A 26,493-nucleotide genomic window follows, 5' to 3' on the forward strand; every position below is an offset into this window, starting at 1 on the left:
CAGAAACAAAGGCAAGGGTGAAGAAATATGAAAACTAGGTATTTTTTATTGTCTTTACTTATTTTTACTATAGTAAGTCAACTTGGCTGTTCTGATTTTGATAAAAAAACGATTAGAGTGGGCTCGAATGTATGGCCCGGATACGAAACTTTACATCTTGCTAAGCATCTGGGGCATATTCCACACAATATAAAATTAATTGAGTTGATGTCCGCCACTGATGTCATGGAGGCTTTTCGTTTAGGGCGGCTTGAGATAGCTGCACTGACATTGGACGAAGCCATGACGCTTGTATCTGAAGGTATAAATCTAAAGATCTTTTTGGTTATGGATGTATCGCATGGAGGCGATATGGTTATCTCACGATCAACAATTTCTGACTTATCGGAATTAAAAGGGAAAACAATAGCGTACGAGCAAACTGCGTTGGGAGCACTGATGCTCCATGAAGCAATGCAGGCAGGAGGGCTAAATATTGATGATTTAAAGCTTGTTCACTTAAAAATTCACCAACAAATAGAGGCATTTAATGATGGCTCCATAGATGCAGTGATTACGTTTGAACCTGTTGCAACTAAATTACTTCAATTTGACAGTAACGTTATTTTTGATAGTTCGAACATACCAAATATGATCGTTGATGTGTTAGTTGCTAGAGACAATACACTCAAAGAGCACAGTCAATTAATTAAAATATTGGTTAACGGGCAATTTGAAGCCTTACAAGCAATAAATGAAAAGAGATATGAAAGTTTGGAAGTTATGTCTCAACGTATGGGCATATCCATAGAGGATCTCAATACTGCAATGGCAGGTATTCACTACCCGAGTATGCAAGAAAATCAACAGCTCCTGGCTCGGGGAGGGACGTTAAATAAAACCATTAAACGTTTAAATCGCATCTTGCATGAAGCAAGTATAATTCCCAAGCCTATAGACGCAAAAGCCTTGATTGATGACACATATGTGAAGCCATGAAAATTCCGATATCAACAAACTCAATAGTCATTTGGGTCCCATTATTTACAGCCTTGATATTTGTTATTTCTATCGTCACTGGGGCTAGTTTAACTTACTTGGGGAGCATAAAAGTCGCACAAGAGAACAGCCTATCGCAAATTAGCTATATATTACTCTCTTTAAAAAATAAGGCTGAACAAGAAGTATTTAGAGAAGGTGGAAATGTACTAAATCATGAAGCCTCGATCATAGGCACTATTCCAGCCGTAGATGATGTTGCGGTGACCGATGATGCGGGGGTTGTATGGGCTTCGAATCACTACAGCATGAGAGGGAAACTATTAACAGATAGTGCCTCTTTTTTAACAGATGAAGACTTGAAAAATACTCAAATGCATAAATCCATACAGATGTATTATTCGCCAGACAAGGAAGTTGTAGAAGCCACCCTGAGTTTTATTTGGCCATCCAATAGAGAGTTAAGGTCTAGTCGCAGAGGCATAATTTACTTGAAATATGATTTTAGTTACGACAGGTTTCACCTTTCTGAGTTTGTTTCAAACCAACTCATGTTTATCGGTTTATTAGGGTTGATGCTTATAGTACTTATGATGGTGTTGTTGCGTAATTTTTTTGTTGATCCTATCAAACAGCTTATCTTTCAAGCCACAGCACTAGCAGAGGGGGACTACAGCAAACAAATTGAAGTGCAAGGGGCAAAAGAGATACAAATGCTAGCGAAAGCTTTTATCCAAATGCGCTCAGCAGTATCGTTACATATTGGAGAGTTGGATGAAATTAGAGCACAGCTTGAAAAACGGGTTCAACAGAGAACTCTCGAGCTGAACAACGCAAATTTAAATTACAAATATGCACAAAACATGGCTATGTTAGGACATTGGTCTCTCGAGTTGTCAACGGGTATTTGTGAGTACTCTAATGAAGCAAAGAGCATTCTCGGTATAGACGACCCCGATACAACTGGTTATGCAGAGTGGTTATTTGGCGGCGTAGAAAATATACATGAAGAAAAGCGCGAGTTGTTACAAAACCTCCTAAACCCTGAGAAAGATTGCCGAGACTTTAACTACAGCATTAAAGTTAAAGACGATTTGCGCTATATACGCCTCGTTGCAGAGCATGTGTATGATTCCCAAAGTAAACAAACGAAAATTACAGGCATCGTTCAAGATGTTACCGAACTGAGACAAAAAGAACATTCTCTATTAGAAAGTGAAGCCAAGATGCGGGCTATTGTAAATACCGCTGCGGATCCAATTATTGTCATCAATACAGAGGGAATTATTCAGGAATTTAGCCCTTCTGCAAGTCAAGTTTTTGGCTTCAGTAAGGCAGAAGTATTGGGCTCCAATCTAAAAATACTCATGCCAGAACCGACTCGAAGCGAACATGATGGGTTCCTTGCTAGCTATGCAAAGACTGGTATACGAAACGTTATTGGAAATAAGCGGGAAGTTATTGCTCAAAGAAAAAGTGGAGAAAAATTTCCAATAGATTTGGCTGTCACAGAGACTAAAATCGCTGGGAAGGCATATTACACCGCAATTATTAGAGATATAACGCAGCGAAAGGAAGCCGAGGAAGTGCTATTAGAAGCAATGAAAGCGGCGCAAAGTGCAACCGTTGCGAAGTCTACATTTTTGGCAAACATGTCCCACGAAATTCGCACACCTATGAATGCTATTGTAGGTTTGTGTAGCTTAATGTCAGGTACTCAACTGTCACAAAAGCAGCGTGGCTATTTAAATAAATTAACCCAATCATCAGATAATCTGCTCAATATTATCAATGATATTTTGGATATATCAAAGATTGAGTCCGGTAAACTTGAAATAGAAAAAACGTCGTTTCGTTTGGAAGATGTTGTTGAGTTAGCAAGCGATATTATTGCTTATAAGGCCCATGAAAAATGTATAGACTTTAGTGTGGATTTACCTAGCTCGATACCTACGGCTCTAGTAGGGGATCCTCTGCGTTTAGGGCAAATACTCATTAATTTGTTGGGCAATGCAGTGAAATTCACACCTAACGGGGGGGAAATTACCTTAGCGCTTAAGGCAAAGATAATATCGAAAGACGACGTTGCTATTGAAATATCAGTAACAGATACGGGAATTGGGGTCGCAAAAGAGCAACAGAGTAAGCTATTTTCAGTTTTTACTCAGGCTGATATTTCTACAACAAGGCAATTTGGAGGGACAGGCCTAGGGCTGGCAATTTGTAGCAACCTTGTGTCAATGATGGGGGGCGAGATTGATTTTGAAAGTGAGGAAGGAGTGGGCAGCCGTTTTTACTTTACTGTTAGCTTCTTACTTCAAAAGGGGGAGCCTTCGCCACGGGAACCAAAAGTAAAATCTATCGATAAATGTTTGTATCTGAACAAAGCAAATTTGTTGAAAAACATTGAGGTATTGCTCGTTGAAGATAACGATATTAATTTGGAGATTGCTGTAGAGTTATTACAGGGAGTTGGTCTCAAAGTAGTTACAGCTACTAATGGGAGCGAAGCTATTAAAACGTTAAATCACAATCAAAATATAGGTTTGGTTATAATGGATTGCCAAATGCCGATTATGGATGGATATAAAGCTACTGAATTGATACGAAAAGACGAAAGGTTTAAGCAGCTCCCGATCATCGCGCTCACTGCGAATGTAATGGCAGAAGACATTAAAAAAATTGAATCAAGCGGCATGGATGGCTATTTAGCAAAACCGCTTGATGTAGATAAACTTTTTCAACTTGTATTTGACGGGCTGCGTCCGACAATTGAACTGCCAGCTCATAGCAAAGCGGTCTCAGCAGAAATGACTGATTCACACATTAATTTTGAGCTAGGCCTTAGGCAAGTAAATGGTGATGTCAACTTTTTTAAAAAAATGATTGAAAAGTTTCGAGTAAAACAGTCTAACTTTGCACCGCGTCTGAAATGTTTAATTGAGCAAGCGGAATTTGAAGAAGCGAAGAGAGAAGCGCACACCTTGAAAGGTCAGGCTGCATACCTGGGTTTTATGTCAGTCTCGAATCAGGCTGCTATTTTAGAAGGGGAGTTGTCAAAAATACAAGGTTGGCTTGAAATTGAGCTAGATGTGACTAAAACGGCCTCATTGATCACTCACTCAATCAATGAGGCTAATTCATATTTTACAGATTAAAAACGATACTTTAGGTTTGCTGTAATGGTACGACGCTGGCCGTAGAAACAGTCGCCACGATATAAGCAGCTTGTTATTACAGTTTTATCCGTTAAGTTATCTATGTTTAAGCTCAATTCATAGTCGCTAAATTGATAACCAACCATCATGTCATAGAGCGTAAAGCTGTCTGTGGTTAGTGCTTTGTGGTAGTCAAAACCACCTGCCGAGACAGAGCGACTACCGTCAAAAGTTTTACCTACATAACGTATACCCGCGCCAAACTTTAAGCCTTCTAATAGGTTGTCAGCACGATACGTCGCCCATACAGAAGCTAAGTGCTCAGGTGTTGCAGATAAAGGAACGTCATCAGTGCCAATCGCTAATACAGCTCCACCGATAATTGCTTGCTTTTGCGCAGGATCTTGCGTTTGTTGTGCGAGTAAACCTGCTTGTGTCATGATAGCGTCAGCAGATAATGGAGTTGTATCTTGTTCTGACGTGGTATACGCATATGAAGCATAAATATCGAGGTTATCCCACTCCAGCTGCGCTTCTAGTTCAAATCCGTCTACTGATACCTCACCATCTTGTACATGTTCAAGCGGAGAGATTTGGCGTATATGGTTTTTATCGGTGATATGGAAAACACTTGCAGTGATTAAATGCTCAGTTCCCGCTGGTTGGTATTTAACACCATACTCGAACTGCTGACCTTCTTTTGGCTCGTAGCCGCCACCTTGAGGCTTGGAGCCATACAGTGGTTGGAAAGATTCTGAATAGCTCGCATACGGGGATAGGCCGTTTTCAAATTGATACAATGCGCCAACTCGTCCAGTTAAAGCACTTTGAGATTTTTCAACTTTTAATAACGTCGCAATATCATCCACTTTTTGCCAGTTTGTTTGCTCAACATCATCATGACGAAGGGCTGTATTTAAAATAAACCCTTGGTATTCAAATGTTGCTTGTACATAGCCACCAACCTGAGTGTCAGTTTGCTCTGGCGCAATTGCTGTAATTGCTGTTGGTAATGGGTCATTCTGGCCATAAACAGGGTTATACAGATCTAAAGGCGAAGATACTGCGCCTCTTAAACGACTTGTGCGTGTTTCAGCATCTTGAAAATCAATCCCAGCTACGATATTAACTTCAATATCGCTGAATTCAATATATTGATGAACTTGGATATCGCTTAAGAAACTCTTTGATTCACCATCAGACATGCTAAAAATACGATTTACACTGCGCTTATCGGCTTCAAATTTAGGTGGCCACGAAAAGATAGTACGATATTCAGATGAACTATCACTGTAACGTGTTGACCAACGAACTTGCGTGTCATCAGATATGCTGTGCTCCAAAATTGCAGTCACGGCCATTTGCTCGGTATCGTATCTATCCCAACCTGGCTCACTAACAAAACGTTCACTTGGAATTTGGCCATATTTAGCGGGAAGTAACGTACCTTCATGTGGGAAAAATTGAGTCGAAGAACCAGACTCATTTTCTTGGAAATTAGTTAATAGTGTAAGGCGCGTATCTTGGCTAATATCCCAAGCAAAACTTGGCGCAAACACCAATGTGTTGTCTTCTACAAAGTCTGTTTGAGTATCACTATTACGATATACACCAACAAAGCGGGCTTGATATTGCTCGTCTTGACCAAACGCTGTGTTGTAGTCACCAGCAATTTGCGCTCGATCATAGTTGCCTAGCTGAGCCCAAATTTCACCTTGCGTTTCACTGTGTGGGCGTTTTGATACCGAGTTAATAATACCGCCAGTTGAACCTTGCCCGTACAATACCGAAGAAGGACCTTTTAAAATTTCAACACGTTCTAAGGTATAAGGGTTTGTACGCGTATTGTTATAGTGGCCAAATTGCATTTGTAGGCCATCAATGTATGTCAATGGATCTACGCCGCGGATCTTTGACCAATCCCCACGTGTGTCGACGCCGTAAGGACCGTTGTAAACACCCGCAACATAGCCAATCGCATCTTGTAATGTCTCTGCGCCCAAGTCAGAAATACGCTTTGACGTTAAAACAGATACAGAAACAGGGGTTTTAGTGATTGGCACATCTGATTTTGATGCACTGGCACTGACATAGGAAATAAGACCTTTAGGACTTACTTCAATAACTTCTAATTCATTGCTCTTTTTTTGTACGTCATCAGCAAGCGAAGCACCGGAGAAGGCGATAGCGAGTGCTGAGACAAGCATTGGATATTTGGTTTTGAATGAGCGCATGATTTTCCCTAATTAAAAATAAACGCGCGAATATTATTGCAACTGAAAATGATTATCAATAAAGTTTTGTTGTTTTTTCATTCAGATACATATATGTAAAAAGTGATATAAATCATGTATGTAATAATTTATAAATGGTTCACAAATGTACCTTTTATCGTGATTTTTAGGTTGTTATGTTCTAGCATAAAGCCAGGTTTTGAGGCTGGTGATTCAAGTCGTACAGAGAATTTACTTTGGGTGTATTTAGCACTGTTTCTTGAGGATTCCATTGACTAAAGGTTTGCGGTTAATTGTTGGAAATACAAGACTATTGGTAGTGCTTATCGGGTTTTCTATGGGATATAATCGAAAGTAAGTTATAAGAGGTAAGTATAAATTTGAATTGGCAAGCTTTAGTCGATAATCGACAACGATTTTTTTGGGTACTGCAGATTTCCGGTTGGATAGGCTATGCACTGGTCAACTACATAGGCTCAAAGGTATTTGAAATGCGAGACATCTATGTTTTTGTTATCGTACTCAATGCTTATGCTGGCTGTTTGATGACGGTACCTCTTAGATATCTTTATCGACGTGTTTGGAATGCAAAACCTTGGGTGTTGATATTTGTGGTATTTAGCGTGTCTTATATCACAGGTACTTTGTGGTCAGTCGTCCAAAAATACAATTTATGGGAAATATACCGACATGGTTACAGGCCAGATGAATGGTTTTACTACCTGCAACAAGGCTTGGACTCGGTATACATTGTTTTATGTTGGAGTGGCCTTTATTTTGGGATCAAATATTACCAACTTTTACAAAGCGAGCGCCAAAAAGCACTTAAAGCAAATACAATGGCCCATGAAGCTCAGCTAAAAATGCTGCGCTATCAGCTCAATCCTCACTTTCTATTTAATACGCTGAATGCGATTTCAACACTCATTTTGGTAGAAGAAAATAAAGACGCAAACCAGATGGTGTCTAGGTTGAGTGACTTTTTACGTTATACGTTAAATACAGATCCAATTAAAAAAGTTCCGTTGGAGCAGGAACTTCATGCGCTTAAGTTGTATCTAGAAATAGAGAAGGTGCGCTTTGATGAGCGACTCGCTATTGAACTAGATGTCACTGAGCAAGCAAAGCATGCGTTAGTACCCAGCTTAATATTGCAGCCGTTGATTGAGAATTCGATTAAATACGCCATCGCACATATGGACGAGGGCGGGAAAATCGAAATTAAAGCGCAAGTTTTCGCCAATGAACTATTGTTAGAAGTTGGTGACAATGGCCCTGGCGCAGAGTTATCCGGTGGTCAGTTGACTAATGCTGGTGGTGTTGGTATTGCCAATACGCAAGACAGATTAAAAACACTATATGAGAATAATTACTCATTTGTGTTATCAAATAATACGCCTTCAGGACTGAAGGCAAATATACGGGTTCCGTTTGAAAAGGCCGAGAAGTGAAGTAATGAGCAAGATTAAAACGATAATTGTTGATGACGAGCCGCTAGCGAGAAAAGGCTTGGCTGTCAGACTGAGAGAATTTGAAGAAATAGAAGTAATCGAACTTTGTAACGGTGGACAAAAAGCCATAGATATTTGCCAGCAACAGGATATTGATTTGGTCTTTTTAGATATCCAAATGCCGGGTTTAAATGGTTTCGAGGTTGCGCGAATTTTAAGTGAAAGCGTTAAGCCTTTACCTGCCATTGTCTTCGTCACAGCGTTCGATCACTATGCAGTTAAGGCGTTTGAAATCCACGCTCTGGATTACATCCTTAAACCAGTAGATGACAACAGACTAAAACAGGCGATTGAAAAAGTGCAAAGCTATTTAAAGAACCAACAAGATAACGCCCACAAGAAAAAGCTTGCGAGCTTTGTTGCAGGGATCACCGGAAATAATTGTGAAGAAATACTCAAAAAATTAGCCACCGGCGACGCTATTGAAGATAAAAAGTTTCCAGAATCATTAGCCGTAAAAGAGCAGGGCGAGATTATTCGCGTGTCGACGGCAACAATCCAGTGGATTGATGCAGCAGGTGATTACATGTGTCTTCACTGTGCAGATGGTCAAACCCATATCCTGCGCAAAACAATGAAAGAACTTGAGCAAGAGCTTGATCCAAAGTTATTTGTACGTGTTCACCGTTCAGCTATCGTAAACACAGGCCAAATTAGTAAGCTAGTTACACAAAGTAGTGGCGAGTATTTATTGGTTTTAGATAACGGCCAAGAATTGAAAGTCAGTCGCAGCTATAGAGATAAAGTCAAGTCTGCACTGGCGAGCTAATAGGTAGCACTTTAAATCGTTTTGTCTGGAACGCTGGTAATAAAAAAGCCCAACTGATTTAGTCGGGCTTAGTTGTTCTAGTGATTTAACGATTAGACGGTGACAATTTTCAATGTATTGGTCGCACCAATGGTTTCCATTAAGTCACCGTGAGTTAGAATAACCGTATCGCCTTTTTCAAGTGATCCACTCTCGACAAGTGTATTAAGCGCATCTTTAACCAGCGAATCTGCTGTGCAGCTTGTTGAGTCAAAATACACTGGATATACGCCACGATATAGTGCTGTTTGTCCGAGTGTATTGGCATGACGAGAAAGTGAAAAGATTGGTAATCCCGAGCTGATCCTAGACATAAGTTTTGACGTGTTGCCTGACTCTGTAAGGGCAACAATCGCTTTGACAGAATCCAAATGGTTAGCTGCATACATGGCAGACAAAGCAAGAGTTTCAGAAGTGTCTGCAAACATGCTGTCTAGTCTGTGCTTAGAAATGTGAGTTTCAGGTTGTGATTCTGCCCCCAAACAAACACGTGCCATAGTTGCAACAGTTTCTTCAGGGTAATCTCCGGCAGCTGTCTCGGCTGAAAGCATCACAGCATCAGTGCCATCAAGGACTGCGTTTGCAACGTCCATAACTTCTGCACGCGTTGGCATTGGGTTGTCAATCATTGACTCCATCATTTGCGTTGCAGTAACAACTGTTCTGTTTAATGAACGGGCACGGCTAATAATTTGTTTTTGCTTACCAACAAGTGCAGCGTCGCCAATTTCAACACCTAGATCACCACGCGCAACCATCACAGCATCAGAGGCCAATACGATGTCGTCAATTGCGTCAACTGTTTCTACAGCCTCGGCGCGTTCAATTTTTGCAAGTAATTGAGCATTTGAGCCTGCTTTTTCAGCGAGACTTCTTACGTATCGCATGTCGTCACCGCTGCGAGGAAAAGACACTGCAATATAGTCAACGCCAATTTCTGTCGCTGTGATTAAATCTTCTTTATCTTTGTCGGTAAAAGCAGGGGCGGTTAGTCCACCACCTAGACGGTTTATACCCTTATTGTTAGATAAGATACCGCCAACAGTGACAGTACAAATAACTTTCTTACCTACAACTTCGTCAACTGTAAGTTGGATAAGACCATCGTTTAGAAGTAACAGGTCACCTGTATGAACGTCTTGTGGTAGCTCTTTATAGTCAATGCCTACCGAATCGATAGTACCTTCGCCTAAACCAAGCTCAGCATCTAGCGTGAATTTTGCACCTACAACTAGGTCAACTTTGCCTTCTGCAAAAGTTGATACTCGGATTTTAGGGCCTTGCAGATCTGCAAGAATAGATACATGTGTATCTAGTTTTTTAGCGATTTCTCGAACAGCTTCTGCTCTGTCTTTGTGATCTTGCGCTACACCGTGGGAAAAGTTTAGTCGTACTACATTAGCACCGGCGCGAATGATTTTTTCTAAATTATTATCTCTATCTGTAGCTGGTCCCAATGTGGCAACTATTTTTGTGCGTCTTAGCATCAGATTCTCCTGTAGGCTGTTCTTGCTAGCATCTTTCTTTATCAAAAAAGTGGTTAAATAGTGGTCTTTTAAAGCCTAATTAAGTAAATATTCTCAGATAATTACGCTTTTATGTAAAGTTTTGCCCCTAAACCCTTTTTCATACACAAATTAAATTATATGATCTGTATGACGTGATTATGACACCGGTGTCAGTGGTCGTCAATCCAAGAGTGAAATTAAGATTGGATTTAACATCTTGACTGATAATGTATTTAACCTGTGTGTAAAGCAATCTTTTGCTTGTGTTAAACGACGTTATGAGTAAAAAGTACTAAACTTCAGTTTATTTGGTACTTGAGGTGGCCCGAGCAGAATATTATTGATTGCTCAGGTATAATGTAGCGGACATCGTGTAGACGAATTTAAGTGTGGTTGTTACCGAGGAGGAAACTTAATGCAAGTTGCATTAGTTGGTTTGGGTGTAATGGGCAAAAACCTTGCACTAAACTTAATTGAGAAAGGTATGACGTTAGTCGCCTATGATAAAAACCCAGACGCAGGTGCTGAATTACTAAGTTGTGCACAGTCTTTGGGTGTAGAAGAGCGTCTCCATATCGTATCGGATCTCGGTGATATGGTAAGAAGGCTAGAGCCTCCTCGTTCGGTATTATTATTAGTACCTGCAGGCGAGCTTGTAGATGCTGTTTGCAATGAATTGATTGAAGCCGGCGTGTCAAAAGGCGACATCATTGTTGATTGTGGTAATAGTAACTATAAAGATGGTATTGCACGGAAACTTAAATACCAAAATAAATTTGAATTTGCCACTATGGGAATATCAGGTGGCGCAGAAGGCGCTAGACATGGTCCAGCAATGATGGCCAGTGGTTCTGAAGGTGGCTGGGAGCGCCTGGTGCCTTGGTTCGAAAAAGTAGCAGCAAGCTACAATGGTGAATCTTGTTTTGCGCGTGTTGGTCAATCAGCGAGCGGCCATTTTGTAAAAATGGTACACAATGGCATTGAATACGCTTTAATGCAGTTAATCGCGGAAGTTTATCATTTACTTCGCATCGGTACTGGCCGTACACCTAAAGAAGTCGCTGAGATCTTTGAATCTTGGTCTGAAGGTGAATTAAACAGCTATTTGTTATCAATTTCTCGCCATATATTAAGTCTAGAAGATAATAATCAGACGCCATTGGTTGACCTAATTGACAACAAAGTAGGCGCTAAAGGCACTGGTCTTTGGACTGCACAAAACGCACTTGAGCTAGGTATCGCGGTACCATCGTTGGTTGCTGCGGTACAAGCCCGTCATCTTACCAATACAATTAGCACACTTGCTGCAAAAGAAATGACATACCAAGCAAAAGAAACGCAAAAGATTGATATCGATTTGGAAGAGCTCAAATCGGCGTTCTATTTTGCAAGTTTGCTGTGTTATCGACAGGGTCTTGCACTGATAAAAGGTGCTTCACGCTCGCATCAGTGGAAAGTAGACCTTGCTAAAACGTTACAAACATGGCGAGCAGGCTGTATTATTCGTGCTGATTACCTAGATGACATAGCCAAAGGCGTTGATTTTATCGACACCTTAGAAAATGAAGCAAAAGCGCTGCGCAGTATTACAGGTCAAGCAATTCAAACTGGTCTTGCATTCCCTGTACTTGCTTCAACACAAACTTATATCGCCACGCTTAGTACACCTAGCAACGGACACCTCGTTCAGGCGCAACGTGATTACTTTGGTGAACACGGAATTAAAACACACAGTGGTGAAACATCACACCTAACAGACTTGGTTGACCTACCTGAAAAGGTACGTTAACAGAAAATAAAAGGCCACATATTGTGGCCTTTTTTTGTTTAGCGAGTGAGTTCACCCCGCAAGTTGTCTTGCATCAGGTGGCGTATTGTTTCTAATTCTAACTCTTGGCTAAATAGGTAGTGCAGCTTGGTTAAACATGCTTCTAACGTCATATCATAGCCGCTAATCACACCACAGTTCAGCAGTGCATTGCCAGTAGCGTAACCGCCCATATTAACTTGGCCTTGAATACATTGTGTTAGATTGACGATGACAACACCGCGATCTGAGGCTGATTTCAATGTACTCAAAATGTCATCTTGTTGCGGTGCATTACCCACACCAAAACTAAGTAAAATAAGTGCTTTCACATCATCTGATAAAACGTTATCAACCATAGCTGCGCTTATCCCAGGGTAGAGATGCAATACAGCTATTTGCTGGGATTGAATAGAGGTTACGTCCAGCTCTTGGTCAACATAAGGGCTCAGCTTGCCTTCTTGCAGCTGAATATTGATACCAACTTGCGCTAAAGGAGCCAAATTAGGGGAAGCGAATGCGTCAAATCCATCTGCATGTGCTTTCAGTGCTCTATTGCCACGGAAGAGTTTATTGTTAAAGAACAGACTTACTTCTGCAATAGGGTAATTGGCAGCTAAATACATGGCATTTAATAGGTTTACTTGACCATCTGATCTCAATTGAGAAAGTGGAATTTGAGAACCAGTAACAATGACAGGCTTAGTTAAGTTTTCGAACATGAAAGATAAGGCGGAAGCCGTGTACGCCATGGTGTCAGTACCATGTAATACGACGAAGCCATCATAGTCATTGTACTTTGCTTTAATATCTTCAGCGATAAGCTGCCAATGCTGTGGCGACATATCTGAAGAGTCGATGAGCGGACAATATTCGTGAATATCGAACAGCGGCATTTCTTCACGCGTAAATTCAGCGTTATTTTTCACTGTTTCTGTCAAATAACCAGCAACAGGTACATAGCCTTTGCTTGATTGCTTCATCCCAATGGTGCCGCCAGTATAGGCAATATAGATTTTTTTTCTTTTCATAAAAAAGCCCAGATACGAATCTGGGCTTAGTATACCAACTGCAGCATCACATTGCAGTTTATTCATTAACCTTATGGTATTGAATTATTGTGTCACATCACACATGGTGCACACGCTATATAGACTATTTGGGTCATTATATAGTTCAATCATGTTGGCACTTTGCTGTACTTTATATATTAAGTTACCAATACTTTGCTGAGACACTTTTTGTAATGTGTCTGTTTGAGATGCCTTAGGTAGCAAAGATTGAGTGACCTTTGCACCAAAGATTTGTTGCATTAGGCGCTCTTTATCGGTCAGAGTCTGTTCAACAGTAATGACGTCGTAGTGCTCAAGGCTAGCAAGTGCAGCGGCTGATTCAATGGCTTGTTCTTTCGTGCCTAGCTTGTCAATCAGGCCAAACTCCAATGCTTGAGGGGCTAACCAAACACGACCCTGAGCAACTTCATTGACATCTTCTTTATTCAAGTTTCTAGCTTCAGAAATAACCGAGAGGAACTTGTCATACGCATCTTCGACACCCATTTGAATAATGTCTGCATACTGAGGGTCGATACCACGCGAAATCGAAGATGATTTAAGCTCTGTGGTCGCCACACCATCTGAATAAACTCCAAGTTCCTTTAATGAGTTTTCGAATGTAAAGATAGTGCCAAAAATACCAATTGAACCAGTGATAGTACTAGGAGATGCCCAAATTTCATTCGCCGATGCAGCTATCCAGTAGCCACCAGAAGCAGCAACTGAGCCCATAGATGCGACAATTGGCTTGCCAGCAGCTTTAATTGCCAACACTTCATTGCGGATCTGTTCTGACGCAAATACGCTGCCACCGCCCGAATCAATACGCAATACAACAGCTTTCACATTCTCGTCAATGCGAGCTTTTCGTAGTAACGCAGCTGTGGAGTCACCACCAATCACGCCAGCTTTGCGCTTGCCGTCAACAATATGGCCTTTAGCTACAACTACAGCTACTTTATCCGAGAGCGGGTTTGGAATGGTCTGGATACCTGAAATTGATGCCAAGTACTCGCTGTACTTAACTTGCTTGTATTTATTGCCTTTGTTCTGAGTACCAACCAACTGGACAAGTTTGTCATTGAATTCTTGATCAGTTTCAAGCGCGTCAACCCAGCCATATTTCATCGCAAATTGCGCTGAGTCACCTGAAACTGAAGCCATTTTCTCGCCAAGCTGGGTTAGCGTTTCATCAAAATTATCCGTGTCAAACGGACGTCTTGCCGCTACATCTTCCTTATATTGTTCCCAAAGGCTTGATAACCATAGTTTGTTAGCTTCTTTCGCCGCGTCAGACATATCATTTCTGATAAACGGCTCAACCGCTGATTTGTATGTACCAACACGGAAAATATGTTGAGTAACTTGTAATTTCTCTAACGCATCTTTGAAGTACATTGGATAGGTTCCAAAACCTTTAATGCTTACACCACCATATGGATGCATTGAGACTTCATTGGCTGTAGACGCTAAATAATACTGAGTTTGAGTGAAATAGGGGCCGTGAGCATATACAGGTTTGCCGGAGGCTTTAAACGCTTCGATAGCAGTTGTGATATCACGTAGTTTGTCTAGATGGCCGTGATATAAGTTTCTTAGATCTAGATGAATTGCCTTAATACGATTATCACGGGCGGCGTTATTGATGACTTTAATGACATCGTCAACAAGTATTTCCATCGGTTTTTCTTTTGAACCGAATGTATCATCCAATGCTGCGTCAATTGGATCAACATAGGTCAGTTGCTCTACCAGTTTACCCGATAGGTTTAGCCTTAACACGCTATCCTGAGGGACGAGGATTTCCTCTTCTGATGTCATCATAGCCACGACGAGGCCTATGATAAGTACAACAAATACCAAGTTTACAAGTAGCCTGCGTGAGAAGTTCAACGCATGCCATAAGCCTTTAAATAGTTTTGCGATCAGCTTCAATGTTATTCCTCTGGTTTTAGTACCGAAATGCTCTCATTAGTATCATAACTTAGTTGTGCAACGAGTGTTAACTATAAAACGTAACTAAGTATTACTTCGTTCACTTTAGTCGCAAAATACCATAAATATTATAAATTTATCCGCTTTTGAATAAATAATTTGTGCTTTTTACTTGCCAAAATCTATAAATTGGTTAATGTTCACAGGTAAGACCAGTTACATTGGGGCGAGCAATGTTAGAACAAAAACTACAACTTAAAAATTCTGAGCTACGTAACCGCTTGGTAATGGGATCAATGCACACGGGATTAGAAGAAGGTTGGCATAATCGCAAAAGACTAAGAGCGTTTTATGAGGAAAGGGCAAAAGGGGGCGTCGGTTTAATCATAACCGGTGGTTACAGCCCAAATATTCGAGGAAAGTTGACACCTATTGCTTCTTCCTTTAATTCCCGTTATGACGTGATTAAGCACAAAGCGTATACTGAAGCAGTCCACCAGCATCAAGGGAAAATTTGCCTACAGCTGTTACATGCTGGTCGATACGCTTACCACCCGTTTAATGTCGGTCCGAGTCAACTAAAAGCGCCGATCAACCCGTACACTCCAAAATCTATGTCCATTGGCATGATTAAAAGCACTGTAAAAGATTTTGCAAAGTCAGCTTATATGGCTGAAAAAGCAGGTTACGATGGTGTGGAGATCATGGGGTCCGAGGGATACTTAATTAATGAATTCATGGCGCCGCATACCAATCATCGTAATGATGAATATGGTGGCACGCTTGAGAATCGAATGCGCTTGGCGATTGAAATAGTAAAAGCAGTAAGAGCACGTGTATCTGCTCAGTTTATTATTGTATTTCGATTATCAGTGATGGATTTAGTGCCAAATGGGTCAACCAGTGAAGAAGTCACAGTGCAGGCACAGGCGCTTGAGGCTGCTGGTGTGGATATACTCAATACGGGTATCGGTTGGCATGAAGCGCGAGTACCAACCATAGCCAGTATGGTTCCACCGGGCGCGTTTAGAGAGGCGTCTAAACGACTGAAAGATGTCGTCGATATTCCAGTGGTCGCAGTGAATCGAATTAATACCCCCGAACTTGCCAACAATATCTTGGATAAGGGCGAAGCTGATTTAATATCCATGGCAAGGCCATTGTTAGCGGATCCGGACTTTTTTAATAAATATGCCGAGAATAAATCTGAGCAAATAAATATTTGTATAGGTTGCAACCAAGGCTGTCTTGATCATGTTTTTAAAGGTAAACGCGCAACGTGTTTAGTAAACCCACAAGCTGGGTTTGAGCTGGATTATCCGTTAGATAAAACCCAAAACGCTAAAGATGTGTTAGTCGTGGGTGCTGGCCCCGCAGGGTTATCAGTTAGCTGTTATTTGGCCAAAAAAGGTCATAACGTCACACTCATCGACAAAAATGAACATGCCGGTGGCCAATTCAATCTGGCAATGCGGATCCCAGGAAAAGAAGACTTTAAGTTAGCGCTAAAATATTTTTTGAACGAAGTTGAGCGGTTGGGCGTCAAGATGGAATTAGGACAAGCTTATCGCGACGATATGGCGGCCAACTTTGATGATGTTGTTTTTGCAACTGGCGTGAGCCCACGTATGTCAAAAATTGAATGTAGTGATGGTAAACGTGTATTGGCATACGATGAAGTGATCCGCAAAGAGGTCCAGCTTGGCGAAAAAATTGCTATCTTAGGTGCTGGCGGGATCGGGTTTGATATGGTCGCTTTTTTAACTGAGCCAGAAAACCAGTCTATCGACGACTTTAAGGGTCAATGGGGCATTGAGCAAGCCATTGTGCCATCGTCAGAGCAGCGAAAAATATATATGCTCAAGCGAAGTGCAGGGCGGTTTGGTTCTGGTCTAGGTAAAACAACTGGGTGGATCCATAGAGCGGTTGCGAAGCATCACCAAGTAGAGCAAATTGCTGGCTGCGAATATGTGTCATTTTCCAATGCAGGGCTGGTTGTTAAAATTGACGGTAAAGAGCAAACGCTTGACGTTGATACGGTTATTGCATGCATAGGTCAAACGTCTAATGAAAGTCATTTTGACCGAGAGAGCTTACCACATAATCATCACGTTATTGGCGGCGCGTTGCTGGCCAGTGCAATAGATGCTAAGCGTGCTATTTATGAAGCACTGCAAGTTGCTAGAAAGATATAAAATACAAGAGACTGAATAAATCGGCGCCAGGGCGCCGATTTTTTTATGCTGCAATAAAACTTCACGTGGTTCGGTCTACACTGTATGAATACTATTAAAGGTGTAAATCGTTCTATGATTAATAAAATCCAATCCATTTATCAAACTAGCATTGAAAAAGCCGACATTATGAGTGGCCTAGCACCACTTTTGATAAGGCTAATTGTTGCGCCTGTTATGATCATTGCAGGCTACAACAAGCTGAATTTAAGCAAAGCTGACGCTGGGTTTTTCGAAAGTTTACTGGCAGATGAAAACGTAGTTGCGTGGTTTGGTAACTCCGACTGGGGACTGGGCTTACCATTTCCTGATTTTCTCGCGTTTTTAGCTGGATGGACCGAGTTCTTAGGTGGCTGGCTTATTTTACTCGGACTGTTGACGCGTTTAATATCTATTCCTTTAATGGTGACTATGTTCATTGCAGCGACGCAAGTCCATTGGCACAATGGCTGGTTTTCTGTCGCACCAGCAAACCCTGATACCAGCGCCGCTCAGGTATTTGCGTGGTTAGGCAGTGAGAGCGCTCAACAAAGCTTAGAAAATAGTCTTGAGGTATCTGAGCGCCTTGAACGCATTAAGTCGATTGTATCTACTCATGGATTTCCTGAGTATCTCTATGAAAAAGGTAACATAGTGATTTTAAACAACGGAATAGAGTTTGCGGCAATCTATTTTGCAATGTTCTTAAGTTTATTTTTTACCGGAGGGGGACGCTTCTTTAGCGTTGATTACTGGATAGCGAAAAGGCTTTCGGCAAAGACCTAAAAAATATCAGGGAAAGTGCTAAACTTTCCCTAACACTTCACGTTACAATAATAAGTGTTTGTTTATTATTAAGGAATTTATATGGATGCCATTGAGCTTTTGCTGACACGTCAATCTGACAGCAATTTATCCTTTCCGGGTCCGAACGAATCTCAACTAGAAATTATTAAAAAAGCAGCGTTAAAAGTGCCTGATCATGGCGGCCTTGCACCATGGAAATTTATCGTTGTTAATGAAGACGCCCGTGACAAGTTGGGGGAAATCTATTACAACGCCGCGGTTGAAGAGCAGCAAAATGAACGCACCGTATCACGTGCTAAAGAGTTACCTCATCGTGCTCCTATGTTAATTATTGCAATCTCTCCTTATCAGGAGCACCCGAAAGTTCCCCGTGTTGAACAAATTGAAAGTGCGGCATGTGCGTGTTTTGCAATGCAACAAGCTGCGTTTGCACAGCATCTATCAGGTGTTTGGAGAACGGGTTATTTTGCACAGAGCCCAGCCGTTAAACGTGAACTTGGTTTAAATGAAAAAGACGAAATAGTCGGCTACTTATATTTAGGTACTCCAACGGTTCAGTGTACTAAACCGGTTCGCCACGAACCAAGCACATTTTTTACAGAATTATAATCTACTTACGAGGCAACTTATGGCACTACATGTTGTTGAGCACCCATTATTACAGCACAAAATTGGCTTATTGAGAGAGCATGGCATCTCAACTAAAAAGTTTCGCGAGTTGGTGTCAGAAGTTGGCAATTTGCTAACTTATGAAGCGACTCGAGACTTACCAACAGAGACTACAACGATAAAAAGTTGGACGGGTGATGAATTAGATGTGCAAGAGATCAAAGGCAAGAAAATCACGTTAGTGCCTATTCTAAGAGCTGGCCTTGGTATGTTGGATGGCGTAATGCAGTTATTGCCAGCTGCGAAAATCAGCGTTGTTGGATTGCAAAGAAATGAAGAAACACTTGAGCCGGTATCTTATTTCGAAAAATTAGTAGGTAATTTGGAATCGAGACGTGCTTTGGTCGTTGATCCCATGTTAGCAACAGGTGGTTCATTAATTGCGACAATTGATTTGCTCAAAAAGTCTGGTTGTAAAAACATTACCGCGATTGTTTTAGTAGCAGCACCGGAAGGTGTTGCAGCTGTTGAAAAAGCGCACCCAGACGTAGACGTGTATACAGCGGCCCTTGATAGTCACCTTAATGAAAATGGCTACATAGTGCCAGGTTTAGGTGATGCAGGTGATAAAATATTTGGCACTCAGGCCTAATACGCTTTGGCTGACAAACCAATGTTTGTCAGCCTTGATAGCTTAAACCTTTTGTCAAACCGGCTTTGCTTTAACTGCTCTTTTGTTAAAAACCCACCAACAGCTCCAGAAAAACCCGGTTAGTCCAAGTGCAGTGTAAATAGCTGGCTTTGGGTTTTCCACGGTACTGATTGACCCTGCATAAGCTGCAATTAAAGCATACGGCAAGGTGCTGATCAGCCAGTATGAAATAAAATGTTTAAATGACATTTTTGTCATGCCAGCCATGCATGCTGAGATTTCAGGTAAGATGGGTGTTGCTCTGGAAAGTAAGATCACCACCGGGCCGCGTTTTTGAAATAGTGCAATTGCATCAGCTCGCTCAGCAGGATTCGTTACGAGTTTATCAAAGAGCTTATTACCGTATTTGTAACTGATAGCGTAGCCAGCAGTGCCTGCGAGTAACATGCCTATAATGGCACTGATGCCGCCGACGAATGCACCAAGGAAATAGCCAGCTAATAAAATGAAGGTAAGCGTCGGCACAGCAATAAACAAATCTAAAAACAGCAAACCAATCACTGTAAATGCCACCAGATATGCATTGAGTTGACTAGCTGCATTTAGCCAAGCTTTAATCTCATCAATACTGAGCAATCCACTCACTTTAAGCACAAAGAAAGTCGAGGCAAAGAAACAAAACAATATCAACATGATTTTTAAAAGGGGCTTCATAACAATGACTCCATCAAGTGAATTATGGGTAGCTTATTGAGATTGAAATAGGACTTTGTATGTCTGCAAGAGAGAGTTTTGCATCGTGAAATTTTGGCGGGCCGCGCCAGCTAATTTTGGCTCCATTTGAAAACCCAAGACCTTCCGATGGGATAATCCCAGTCCAGTTTTTAGAAGTTTTTTGCGAGTTATCTTCATCATGTAACACCTTGATAGCGAGCTCTTTTTTGGTGGTGGTAAACTCGACAAGTAATGATGCTTCGGTAGGGCTATGAAACTGCGTTTGCAGCGCTTTGTCATGTTTGACTGGAAATCCCTCTTGTTCAAATAACATCACCATGATTTGTCCGGGGCGATTGGTATCAATATTAGTTATTTTTATCTGTACGTTGTTTGCAGCTGCGCTTTTAGTTGCCATTAAAATTATTCCTAAAGTGCTTAATTTAATTAACTTATGTCTCATGATTAAGATCCTTTTAAAAGGCGCTTGGTAAGTGCTGGGATGAGCGCATTCAACGCGCGTAGAAACTTTATTTTGCCGATATCATGCTGAACTACTTGGCGCTTTAAGCCATCAATAATGGCTTGGGCAGCTTGCTCTGCGGATATTTTATTATCTCCTCTTCCTTGGGTCATCGGAGTGTCCACAAGAGGGATAAAAGCCTGTAATACTTTGATATTTGTTTGCTCTAATTGGTAGCTCAAGCTTTGTGAAAACAGGTTAATGGCTGCTTTTGACGCGCAGTAAACGGACGCACTTTTTTTGGCAACAAATGACAATCCAGAGTTAATGTTTAAGATCACAGCAGGAGTGTTGCTTGCGTTTAGCGCAGGAATAAGCAAATATGAAAGTGAGCATACAGCCGTGAAGTTTACATTGATCTCTCTTACAATTTGCTCATATTCGAAATTAGGATCAGTAAACAGGGGCTCGTTTTGGATAGCCGCATTGTTAATTAAAACGTCTATTTTTGGAAACTGGGCCTGTATTCGCTGTGACAGCGACATGTAGCTGCACGGATCAGAGAGATCTGCCGCGAAACAAACTACATTTTTATATCCTCTTGTTAATTGTTCAAGCCGATCACTTTTTCGTGCAATGACGACGATTTTATTTTTTGTGTGTAATTGTTCTACAATTTGGCGGCCTATACCTGATGTGCCACCTGTAATGACTATCACTTTATTGACTAAGTTCACGTATGTATCTCCAGTAGTGGATCTGGTTGATACTTTAAAAGCCCATATGTAAGGTGTGCATTAACCTATGTTAAAACTGACAATAAATTTTGGTGTATATCGCAATTTTGTAGAAGTCAGTAGGGTACTATTACGATGTAAAACGAGATACCTTATGCCGAACATTTCGTACTAGTAAGTAAAAAGGAGTTGAAATGGATTTGCAAAAATTTATAGAAGTAAATGGCACCTTGGTTCAAATTAAAAAAGGAGAGCTGGTCTTTGCTCAAGGTGAACTGTGCGACTATGTATACTTAGTAAAAACAGGTTTATTAAAAGCGTTCTACTTGACAGAGAATGGCAAAGAAACCATAAAGTCATTTATTCAATCAGGCACAATCATTGGCAGCTTGAATGCAGCACATTGCCAAATCCCAAGTACATTTAGTTTAGAAGCGCTCGAGGGGTGTATACTTATCCAAGTTCCATTTAGAGCGTTACTGGCCTTGAGCAAAGAATCAATTTCTATTTCCCAAGAGCTTATCCAAATACTCTTGTCTTTATCATTGAAAAAAGAGCGCCGAGAGTTCGAGCTACTCACTTTATCTGCAACGCAGCGGTTTGAGAATTTATGTAGCGCCGAACCAGATCTTGTTAAAAAACTGACTCAGAATGATATTGCCAAGTACTTAGGAATAACACCTGTGGCGTTGAGTAGAATTAAGAATAAGTAGCTTACTAGTTGGCTCTCGTTTCTCATTTTCACTTTTAACATTAATTTTTTATTAATATGAAAATATATGGATTTAATTCCATTAATTAAAATGTGCCTGTCCATAACTGCTTGTTATTATTAGTAATGATGTTCGAATTATATTTTGATCTAAAAGTTGATAGCTAACTTCATTTTTTTTGAATGTTTTTCTCTGTAACCTAAGCTTTGGCAAGGATATTGTTTGTTTTTATTAACTATTGTTTGTGCGTGTAATTATTATTTATACTTTAATTTAAGTTAAGTTTTAATTAGCTTGTATAATGATGCGTGATATCATGAATTTTCATTATTATTGCCATCTAATATGGAAATTGAATTTTAGCTTGAGAAATGCATCGGCTGTTGTGTATGTACTTATTGCAATAAAGTCAAAGATGAATTTCTTAATTCGATGGGCGAATAGTAGTATAAGAAACAAAATAACTAATAATTAAAGGAATAAAATTAATGTTAAAAAAAGTAATTCCCGGCTTAATTTTTGCCTTAACTCTGCCAACTTTCCAAGCATCTGCCGCGCAAAAAGATGACTACTCGACAAAAATTACACGTGTCTACATTAACTCATCTGATGAGCTACTAATGAAAATTGACTCTAGCGATGAGTGGATGCTAATTGGTAAAGTGGGAAATGCGCGAGCTGAAATGATGTATTCTACAGCGCTTGCTGCTAAGTTGTCGAGCGCCGAAGTTTGGGTAAGGTACTGGGATCACACTGGCAGTAAATACAGTGATGTAAGAATTATTTCTGTCCAAGGTTAAATTTAAAGTAACTGTTTGAATTTAAAAGGCTGTTGTTTGATTTAGTTTTGCTAATTACTGCTAAAATACTCTACGTTACGTTGTGTATAATGAGCGGGAAGGCGCAAATGGACTTGCCTTTAAGCCTTACTTTAAACTGAAAGCATGGTTTTAATACCGTGCTTTTTTATTTTCTAACCGACTGGCCCATAGGGTAAGCAAAAATAAAATCTATTTTATTAGCCCTAAAATTTTTTTAACTTAAATTAGCTTTAGTAACATTGATTATTTATACAGTTCTAACTCACCAAGACTGAGGTAATTACCTAGATCATTTGACACGTCTAAAGGGTAGTATTGGTAAGATTGGACTTAGACAGGCTCAAAGTTAAAACTGAGTTCATGAATAAAGACGAAGATCAGCTCACACAGAGATTGGCAGTTGCCAAAACTTTGATGCCGAATATATCAAAAGATGAGAAATCCAGAAAGCTTCCAATAAATGCCCGTTCATAGCTGGGTTCAGAGGATATGGAATAACTTGGGACAGGCATAAATTCACTGTTTATTGGCTGCAACAACCTCATCATGTTCCGCCAAATTTGGTAAGTGAAAGTTGATTAATATATAGTAAATTCTCAGATGCCAGTACTAAAAACTAAGGCATTCAGTATGAATTTGAGGGTAATTTTTTATGATCAAATCGCGTAAGATAGTGGCATCACGCATGACATTACTAACTGACTCTTTTTTCGGTGAAATAAGTCAGATAAAACTTTGCTTTGCGTATCCACCATATTGATTAAAAATATACATAGGTGGGGACTCCTCAAACAACTACTTTAGCTATTCAAAACATCAAGGAGCGGAGACAGATGGTTACGATAGAAGAGCTTTTAAAACATATCACATCTGAACAATATCAAGCAGTGATAGTCATTCTTTTCGGGGCTATATTTGCAGCAACTGCCATTACATATAAATACGTTGAAAAACACTTTAAATTAAGTAGGCAGTCCAACGAAGATGAAATTATCGTTTTAAAAAAGGAGTTAGATAAGTTAAAGAAGGCTGGAGAAAAAGTGATGCCTAGTGATCTGATGAAAATATATGATTTTTCGGGTGAAAATTCAGAATCAGAAAAGCATTTGCTTTCTTCATTATCAAATGCAAAAGAAGAAATATTTGTTTTTGGTTTAACTCGTAACTTTTACTCTGATGATAAAATACAAAAGATACTAGTTGAGAAATGTAAAGCGGTTCCAGTAAAAATTTTCATGATGGATCCTGATGGAAAGTCCAAAAAGGAGAGATATCGCTTAGAGCCATCTAGGGCTGCTTATAGAAACTCCGATGTTTATAAAGAAAAAGTTGAAAAAACATTCTTACAGCTAATTTATGACTGTAAAGAAACGAGCATTGGCTCAAAAGATCCAGGCATTTGCTTTAATTACTATGATTTTCCCTGTTCTTTTGCGATGGAGAAAATTGACCGTGAAATAAGAGTTTTTTTATATGGTTATGGGAAGAGAGGAACTGATAGTCCGACTTTTGTGTTTCGTGAAGGACACACTTGTTATGAGTATTTCTCTTCTCAAATAGATTGGATAAAAGAACATGGAGCTGGTAACGGAATGCCTCAATGGCATGACTCAGATATAGTCTTTACAAACTTAGCTACCAAGGCATTGCAGCGGGAAAGTCGCTGAATGCAACTATAGAAATTCAAGGAAGTTGAGTGGAAGTTTTGGGAATTTCAATCTCTATCTTATTTATATTGCATTAGCTGGTGCACACTTGTTTGTTGAGCGCAGCAGATAGCTGTAGATGCAATTACAAGAAATTCTCTTGGTTTGCCAGTCTATCTGGCTTATTTCCATACTTAAAATAGTGGTATTAAACTTGAACTAAAGGACGCTCTCAAAACAGTTGAATGTAGTGTTTCAGAAGACAACAATACATCTCCCAGATATGCTGACGTATTTCATCGTCAGCCTGTATCACTCTCAGTGTTGAGGTTGAAAAAACAATCAGGAGATATCAATCTGGTTTTGGTCATAACAGTCACTCTTTGTCGATTAGATTACAGCTCCTTGCTAATAATAACGTCATAAGCAAGCTGCTTTCAGAAGCTCTATTGAAAATTATAAAGTTAGGTAATGCTGCTGATCATGGGCAAACAATGATTCTGAAGAAGCAGATTTAATTTTTAATGAGGTCTGACTCTTAACCAAACAAATTAGGCTTTTTGGGCGCTGTTTAAACATCCTGAAAAAGTGTCTGTCCTTTATTCTCTGTGGCATTGAGCAGGATTGAACACAAGTAGCAAATTTAAGCGAAGCTGTATTGGATTATGTTGTGTGTTTTATAGCGCATTTGATCTTTGCCTTATCACAGTGTTGTGATATTTTCTCATTAATAAGTGGTTAACAAGTTGGTTTATTGTTAATTTGGTGTTGGATTTATGGTTTTTAATGACTATGTAGAAAGCTGCTGATATACGATGTTGTGATGTGACACTTGTCTTCGATCAAAGTGTTAGGTGCACCAATTGTTAAAATTTACAGAAGGTCAAGATGATTGCTTCGTAATGCTTTATATAGCAAAAATTGGTGCCGAACAATATAATGGAAAAAGCATTTTAGATCGAAAGCTAATTGACCTGTTTTGACAGCCTTGCAATTATTCAGAGAAACACATAGCTACACTTGAGGAATCCGGAAATTTATCAAGCATGGATTACATTTAAAGGAATCTCATTATTTGTAATTTGAGGGTCCGCAGCACCTGATAAGCCAACGCAGCAGGACAAAAAATAGTTGGCTTTGTTCCTGCGTCGTTAATTACAGCCAACTATTGTTTGCCTTTGATTTGAGGCGCTACGTGTTGTTTATCTGGAATATTAAATAAGGAGATAGTTTAGACATGGCCAGAGGAGTCGCAGAAGGTCTAGTAGCTGCAGCAATTATTGGTATTGCTAGTTGGCTATTTATTACATCGGCAAGTTTAAAGGAAGATATTGATGAGCTTAAGAAAGAAAATTCGGAGCTGAAGTTTCAATTAAAAAATATAAAGGATGCTCTAGATAACACAATTAACTTAGCTAGAGGGCCTATGGGGCCTCAAGGACCAATAGGCGATGTCGGTCCACAAGGGCCGAAGGGTGATACAGGTCCACAAGGCCCCAAAGGTGATCCTGGGCCTAAAGGAGAAACGATTTTAAGTACAATACCCGAGCACGATTCACCCAGTACAATTTCAGATATTGAATATGAACAGCCGAAATTAAGTGTGAAGAACGCTATTTTAATTGATTGGAGTACAAGCGCAAAAAAAATTGCGGGTAGGCTAGAACAAGATTTTGTGTTTCAGTGTCCTCCTAGAGGGAGTGTCGAAAGAATTTGGGGAAGTGATATTTATACTTCAAGCTCTAGGATATGCACAGCAGCAGTTCATGCTGGGAAAATAAATGCTAGAGATGGAGGGGTAGTTACTATTAGGATCAAGCAGGGGGAGGAAAAATACACTGGAAGTAAACGAAATGGAGTAGAGAGTAATAAACGGACTAGAAAGTATCATTCAAGCTACATATTCCTTTAATTCTTGTTTGAGCTGTACTTGAACGCCGAATTCAACATGCAAGTGCACCACGTATAAAAACAAGATAGAAATAAGGCACTTCTCAGCTTCTGCTAATGTAAATGTGCGACCAATTACATTTTAGGAGTTAAGAAATGCCTTATGAACATCTTAACAGCTTTGAACGAAAAGCAATCTATTATCGCTACAATAGCGGTGAAAGTTACCGTTCG

The 26,493-nt window shown here is 40.1% G+C and carries 20 protein-coding genes; 13 read left to right on the forward strand and 7 right to left on the reverse strand.

All coding sequences use genetic code 11. The annotated features are described in order from the left end of the window. Nucleotides 1-27: 27 nt before the first annotated feature. Both MHN81_RS22790 and MHN81_RS22795 read left to right on the forward strand, forming a co-directional pair. Nucleotides 28-978, forward strand: a complete 951-nt coding sequence (locus MHN81_RS22790; RefSeq protein ID WP_239426788.1) for an ABC transporter substrate-binding protein — start codon at nucleotides 28-30, stop codon at nucleotides 976-978. After that, nucleotides 975-4,136 (forward strand): PAS domain S-box protein, encoded by a 3,162-nt coding sequence (locus MHN81_RS22795; protein WP_239426789.1) that lies wholly within the window; start codon nucleotides 975-977, stop codon nucleotides 4,134-4,136. The genes MHN81_RS22790 and MHN81_RS22795 overlap by 4 nt, the downstream gene beginning before the upstream one ends. Here MHN81_RS22795 and MHN81_RS22800 read toward each other — a convergent pair. After that, a complete protein-coding gene (locus MHN81_RS22800) occupies nucleotides 4,133-6,370 on the reverse strand; it encodes a TonB-dependent siderophore receptor (RefSeq protein WP_239426790.1) in 2,238 nt (745 codons plus the stop codon). The genes MHN81_RS22795 and MHN81_RS22800 overlap by 4 nt on opposite strands. A gap of 380 nt (nucleotides 6,371-6,750) precedes the next feature. Here MHN81_RS22800 and MHN81_RS22805 point away from each other — a divergent pair, with 380 nt between their 5' ends. Beyond that, nucleotides 6,751-7,821, forward strand: a complete 1,071-nt coding sequence (locus MHN81_RS22805; RefSeq protein WP_023398832.1) for a histidine kinase — start codon at nucleotides 6,751-6,753, stop codon at nucleotides 7,819-7,821. 4 nt (nucleotides 7,822-7,825) lie between these two features. After that, on the forward strand, nucleotides 7,826-8,650 hold the full coding sequence (locus MHN81_RS22810; protein ID WP_023398831.1) for a LytTR family DNA-binding domain-containing protein: 825 nt from the start codon (nucleotides 7,826-7,828) through the stop codon (nucleotides 8,648-8,650). Between the two features lie 92 nt (nucleotides 8,651-8,742). Here MHN81_RS22810 and pyk read toward each other — a convergent pair whose 3' ends face one another. After that, nucleotides 8,743-10,176, reverse strand: a complete 1,434-nt coding sequence (gene pyk, locus MHN81_RS22815; protein ID WP_239426791.1) for a pyruvate kinase — start codon at nucleotides 10,174-10,176, stop codon at nucleotides 8,743-8,745. A gap of 436 nt (nucleotides 10,177-10,612) precedes the next feature. Between pyk and gndA the strand changes: the two genes are divergently transcribed. After that, a complete protein-coding gene (gene gndA / locus MHN81_RS22820; protein WP_239426792.1) occupies nucleotides 10,613-11,986 on the forward strand; it encodes an NADP-dependent phosphogluconate dehydrogenase in 1,374 nt (457 codons plus the stop codon). Nucleotides 11,987-12,024: 38 nt separating this feature from the next. Here the strand turns inward: gndA and ansA are convergent, their stop codons facing one another. Both ansA and sppA read right to left on the reverse strand, forming a co-directional pair. Continuing rightward, nucleotides 12,025-13,035, reverse strand: coding sequence for an asparaginase (gene ansA / locus MHN81_RS22825; protein ID WP_036975831.1), 1,011 nt, complete (start codon nucleotides 13,033-13,035; stop codon nucleotides 12,025-12,027). A gap of 84 nt (nucleotides 13,036-13,119) precedes the next feature. Next, entirely contained in the window at nucleotides 13,120-14,988 is a 1,869-nt protein-coding gene (sppA, locus tag MHN81_RS22830) for a signal peptide peptidase SppA (protein ID WP_239426800.1), read from the reverse strand. Between the two features lie 239 nt (nucleotides 14,989-15,227). Here sppA and MHN81_RS22835 point away from each other — a divergent pair, with 239 nt between their 5' ends. From MHN81_RS22835 to upp, 4 genes are all read left to right on the forward strand, one after another. Further along, the gene (locus MHN81_RS22835) at nucleotides 15,228-17,189 is read left to right on the forward strand and encodes an NADPH-dependent 2,4-dienoyl-CoA reductase (protein WP_023398825.1); all 1,962 of its coding nucleotides are present in this window, start codon (nucleotides 15,228-15,230) and stop codon (nucleotides 17,187-17,189) included. A 114-nt stretch (nucleotides 17,190-17,303) separates the two neighbouring features. Beyond that, the gene (locus MHN81_RS22840; RefSeq protein WP_239426793.1) at nucleotides 17,304-17,993 is read left to right on the forward strand and encodes a DoxX family protein; all 690 of its coding nucleotides are present in this window, start codon (nucleotides 17,304-17,306) and stop codon (nucleotides 17,991-17,993) included. An 81-nt stretch (nucleotides 17,994-18,074) separates the two neighbouring features. Beyond that, entirely contained in the window at nucleotides 18,075-18,623 is a 549-nt protein-coding gene (locus MHN81_RS22845) for an NAD(P)H nitroreductase (RefSeq protein WP_023398823.1), read from the forward strand. A gap of 19 nt (nucleotides 18,624-18,642) precedes the next feature. After that, on the forward strand, nucleotides 18,643-19,275 hold the full coding sequence (gene upp / locus MHN81_RS22850; protein WP_023398822.1) for a uracil phosphoribosyltransferase: 633 nt from the start codon (nucleotides 18,643-18,645) through the stop codon (nucleotides 19,273-19,275). A gap of 54 nt (nucleotides 19,276-19,329) precedes the next feature. Here upp and MHN81_RS22855 read toward each other — a convergent pair whose 3' ends face one another. Genes MHN81_RS22855 through MHN81_RS22865 form a run of 3 tightly spaced genes read right to left on the reverse strand, consistent with a single transcriptional unit; the run spans nucleotide 19,330 to nucleotide 21,189 of the window. Continuing rightward, entirely contained in the window at nucleotides 19,330-19,989 is a 660-nt protein-coding gene (locus tag MHN81_RS22855; protein WP_239426794.1) for a VTT domain-containing protein, read from the reverse strand. Nucleotides 19,990-20,011: 22 nt separating this feature from the next. After that, the gene (locus MHN81_RS22860) at nucleotides 20,012-20,407 is read right to left on the reverse strand and encodes a DUF2141 domain-containing protein (protein ID WP_239426795.1); all 396 of its coding nucleotides are present in this window, start codon (nucleotides 20,405-20,407) and stop codon (nucleotides 20,012-20,014) included. A gap of 47 nt (nucleotides 20,408-20,454) precedes the next feature. After that, nucleotides 20,455-21,189, reverse strand: coding sequence for an SDR family NAD(P)-dependent oxidoreductase (locus tag MHN81_RS22865; protein WP_239426796.1), 735 nt, complete (start codon nucleotides 21,187-21,189; stop codon nucleotides 20,455-20,457). A 194-nt stretch (nucleotides 21,190-21,383) separates the two neighbouring features. Between MHN81_RS22865 and MHN81_RS22870 the strand changes: the two genes are divergently transcribed. The 4 genes from MHN81_RS22870 (at nucleotide 21,384) to MHN81_RS28190 (ending at nucleotide 26,281) form a co-directional block, all read left to right on the forward strand. Next, entirely contained in the window at nucleotides 21,384-21,902 is a 519-nt protein-coding gene (locus MHN81_RS22870; protein ID WP_239426797.1) for a Crp/Fnr family transcriptional regulator, read from the forward strand. A 488-nt stretch (nucleotides 21,903-22,390) separates the two neighbouring features. Beyond that, a complete protein-coding gene (locus MHN81_RS22875; protein ID WP_239426798.1) occupies nucleotides 22,391-22,702 on the forward strand; it encodes a hypothetical protein in 312 nt (103 codons plus the stop codon). Nucleotides 22,703-23,556: 854 nt separating this feature from the next. Next, nucleotides 23,557-24,390 carry a hypothetical protein gene (locus MHN81_RS22880; RefSeq protein ID WP_239426799.1) on the forward strand — a complete coding sequence of 278 codons (834 nt, stop codon included), beginning with the start codon at nucleotides 23,557-23,559 and terminating at the stop codon, nucleotides 24,388-24,390. A gap of 1,216 nt (nucleotides 24,391-25,606) precedes the next feature. Then, the gene (locus MHN81_RS28190; RefSeq protein WP_275447069.1) at nucleotides 25,607-26,281 is read left to right on the forward strand and encodes an LCCL domain-containing protein; all 675 of its coding nucleotides are present in this window, start codon (nucleotides 25,607-25,609) and stop codon (nucleotides 26,279-26,281) included. Nucleotides 26,282-26,493 lie beyond the last annotated feature (212 nt).

It is taken from the genome of Pseudoalteromonas sp. Of7M-16 (genome assembly GCF_022347805.1).
Lineage (GTDB): Bacteria > Pseudomonadota > Gammaproteobacteria > Enterobacterales > Alteromonadaceae > Pseudoalteromonas > Pseudoalteromonas luteoviolacea_F.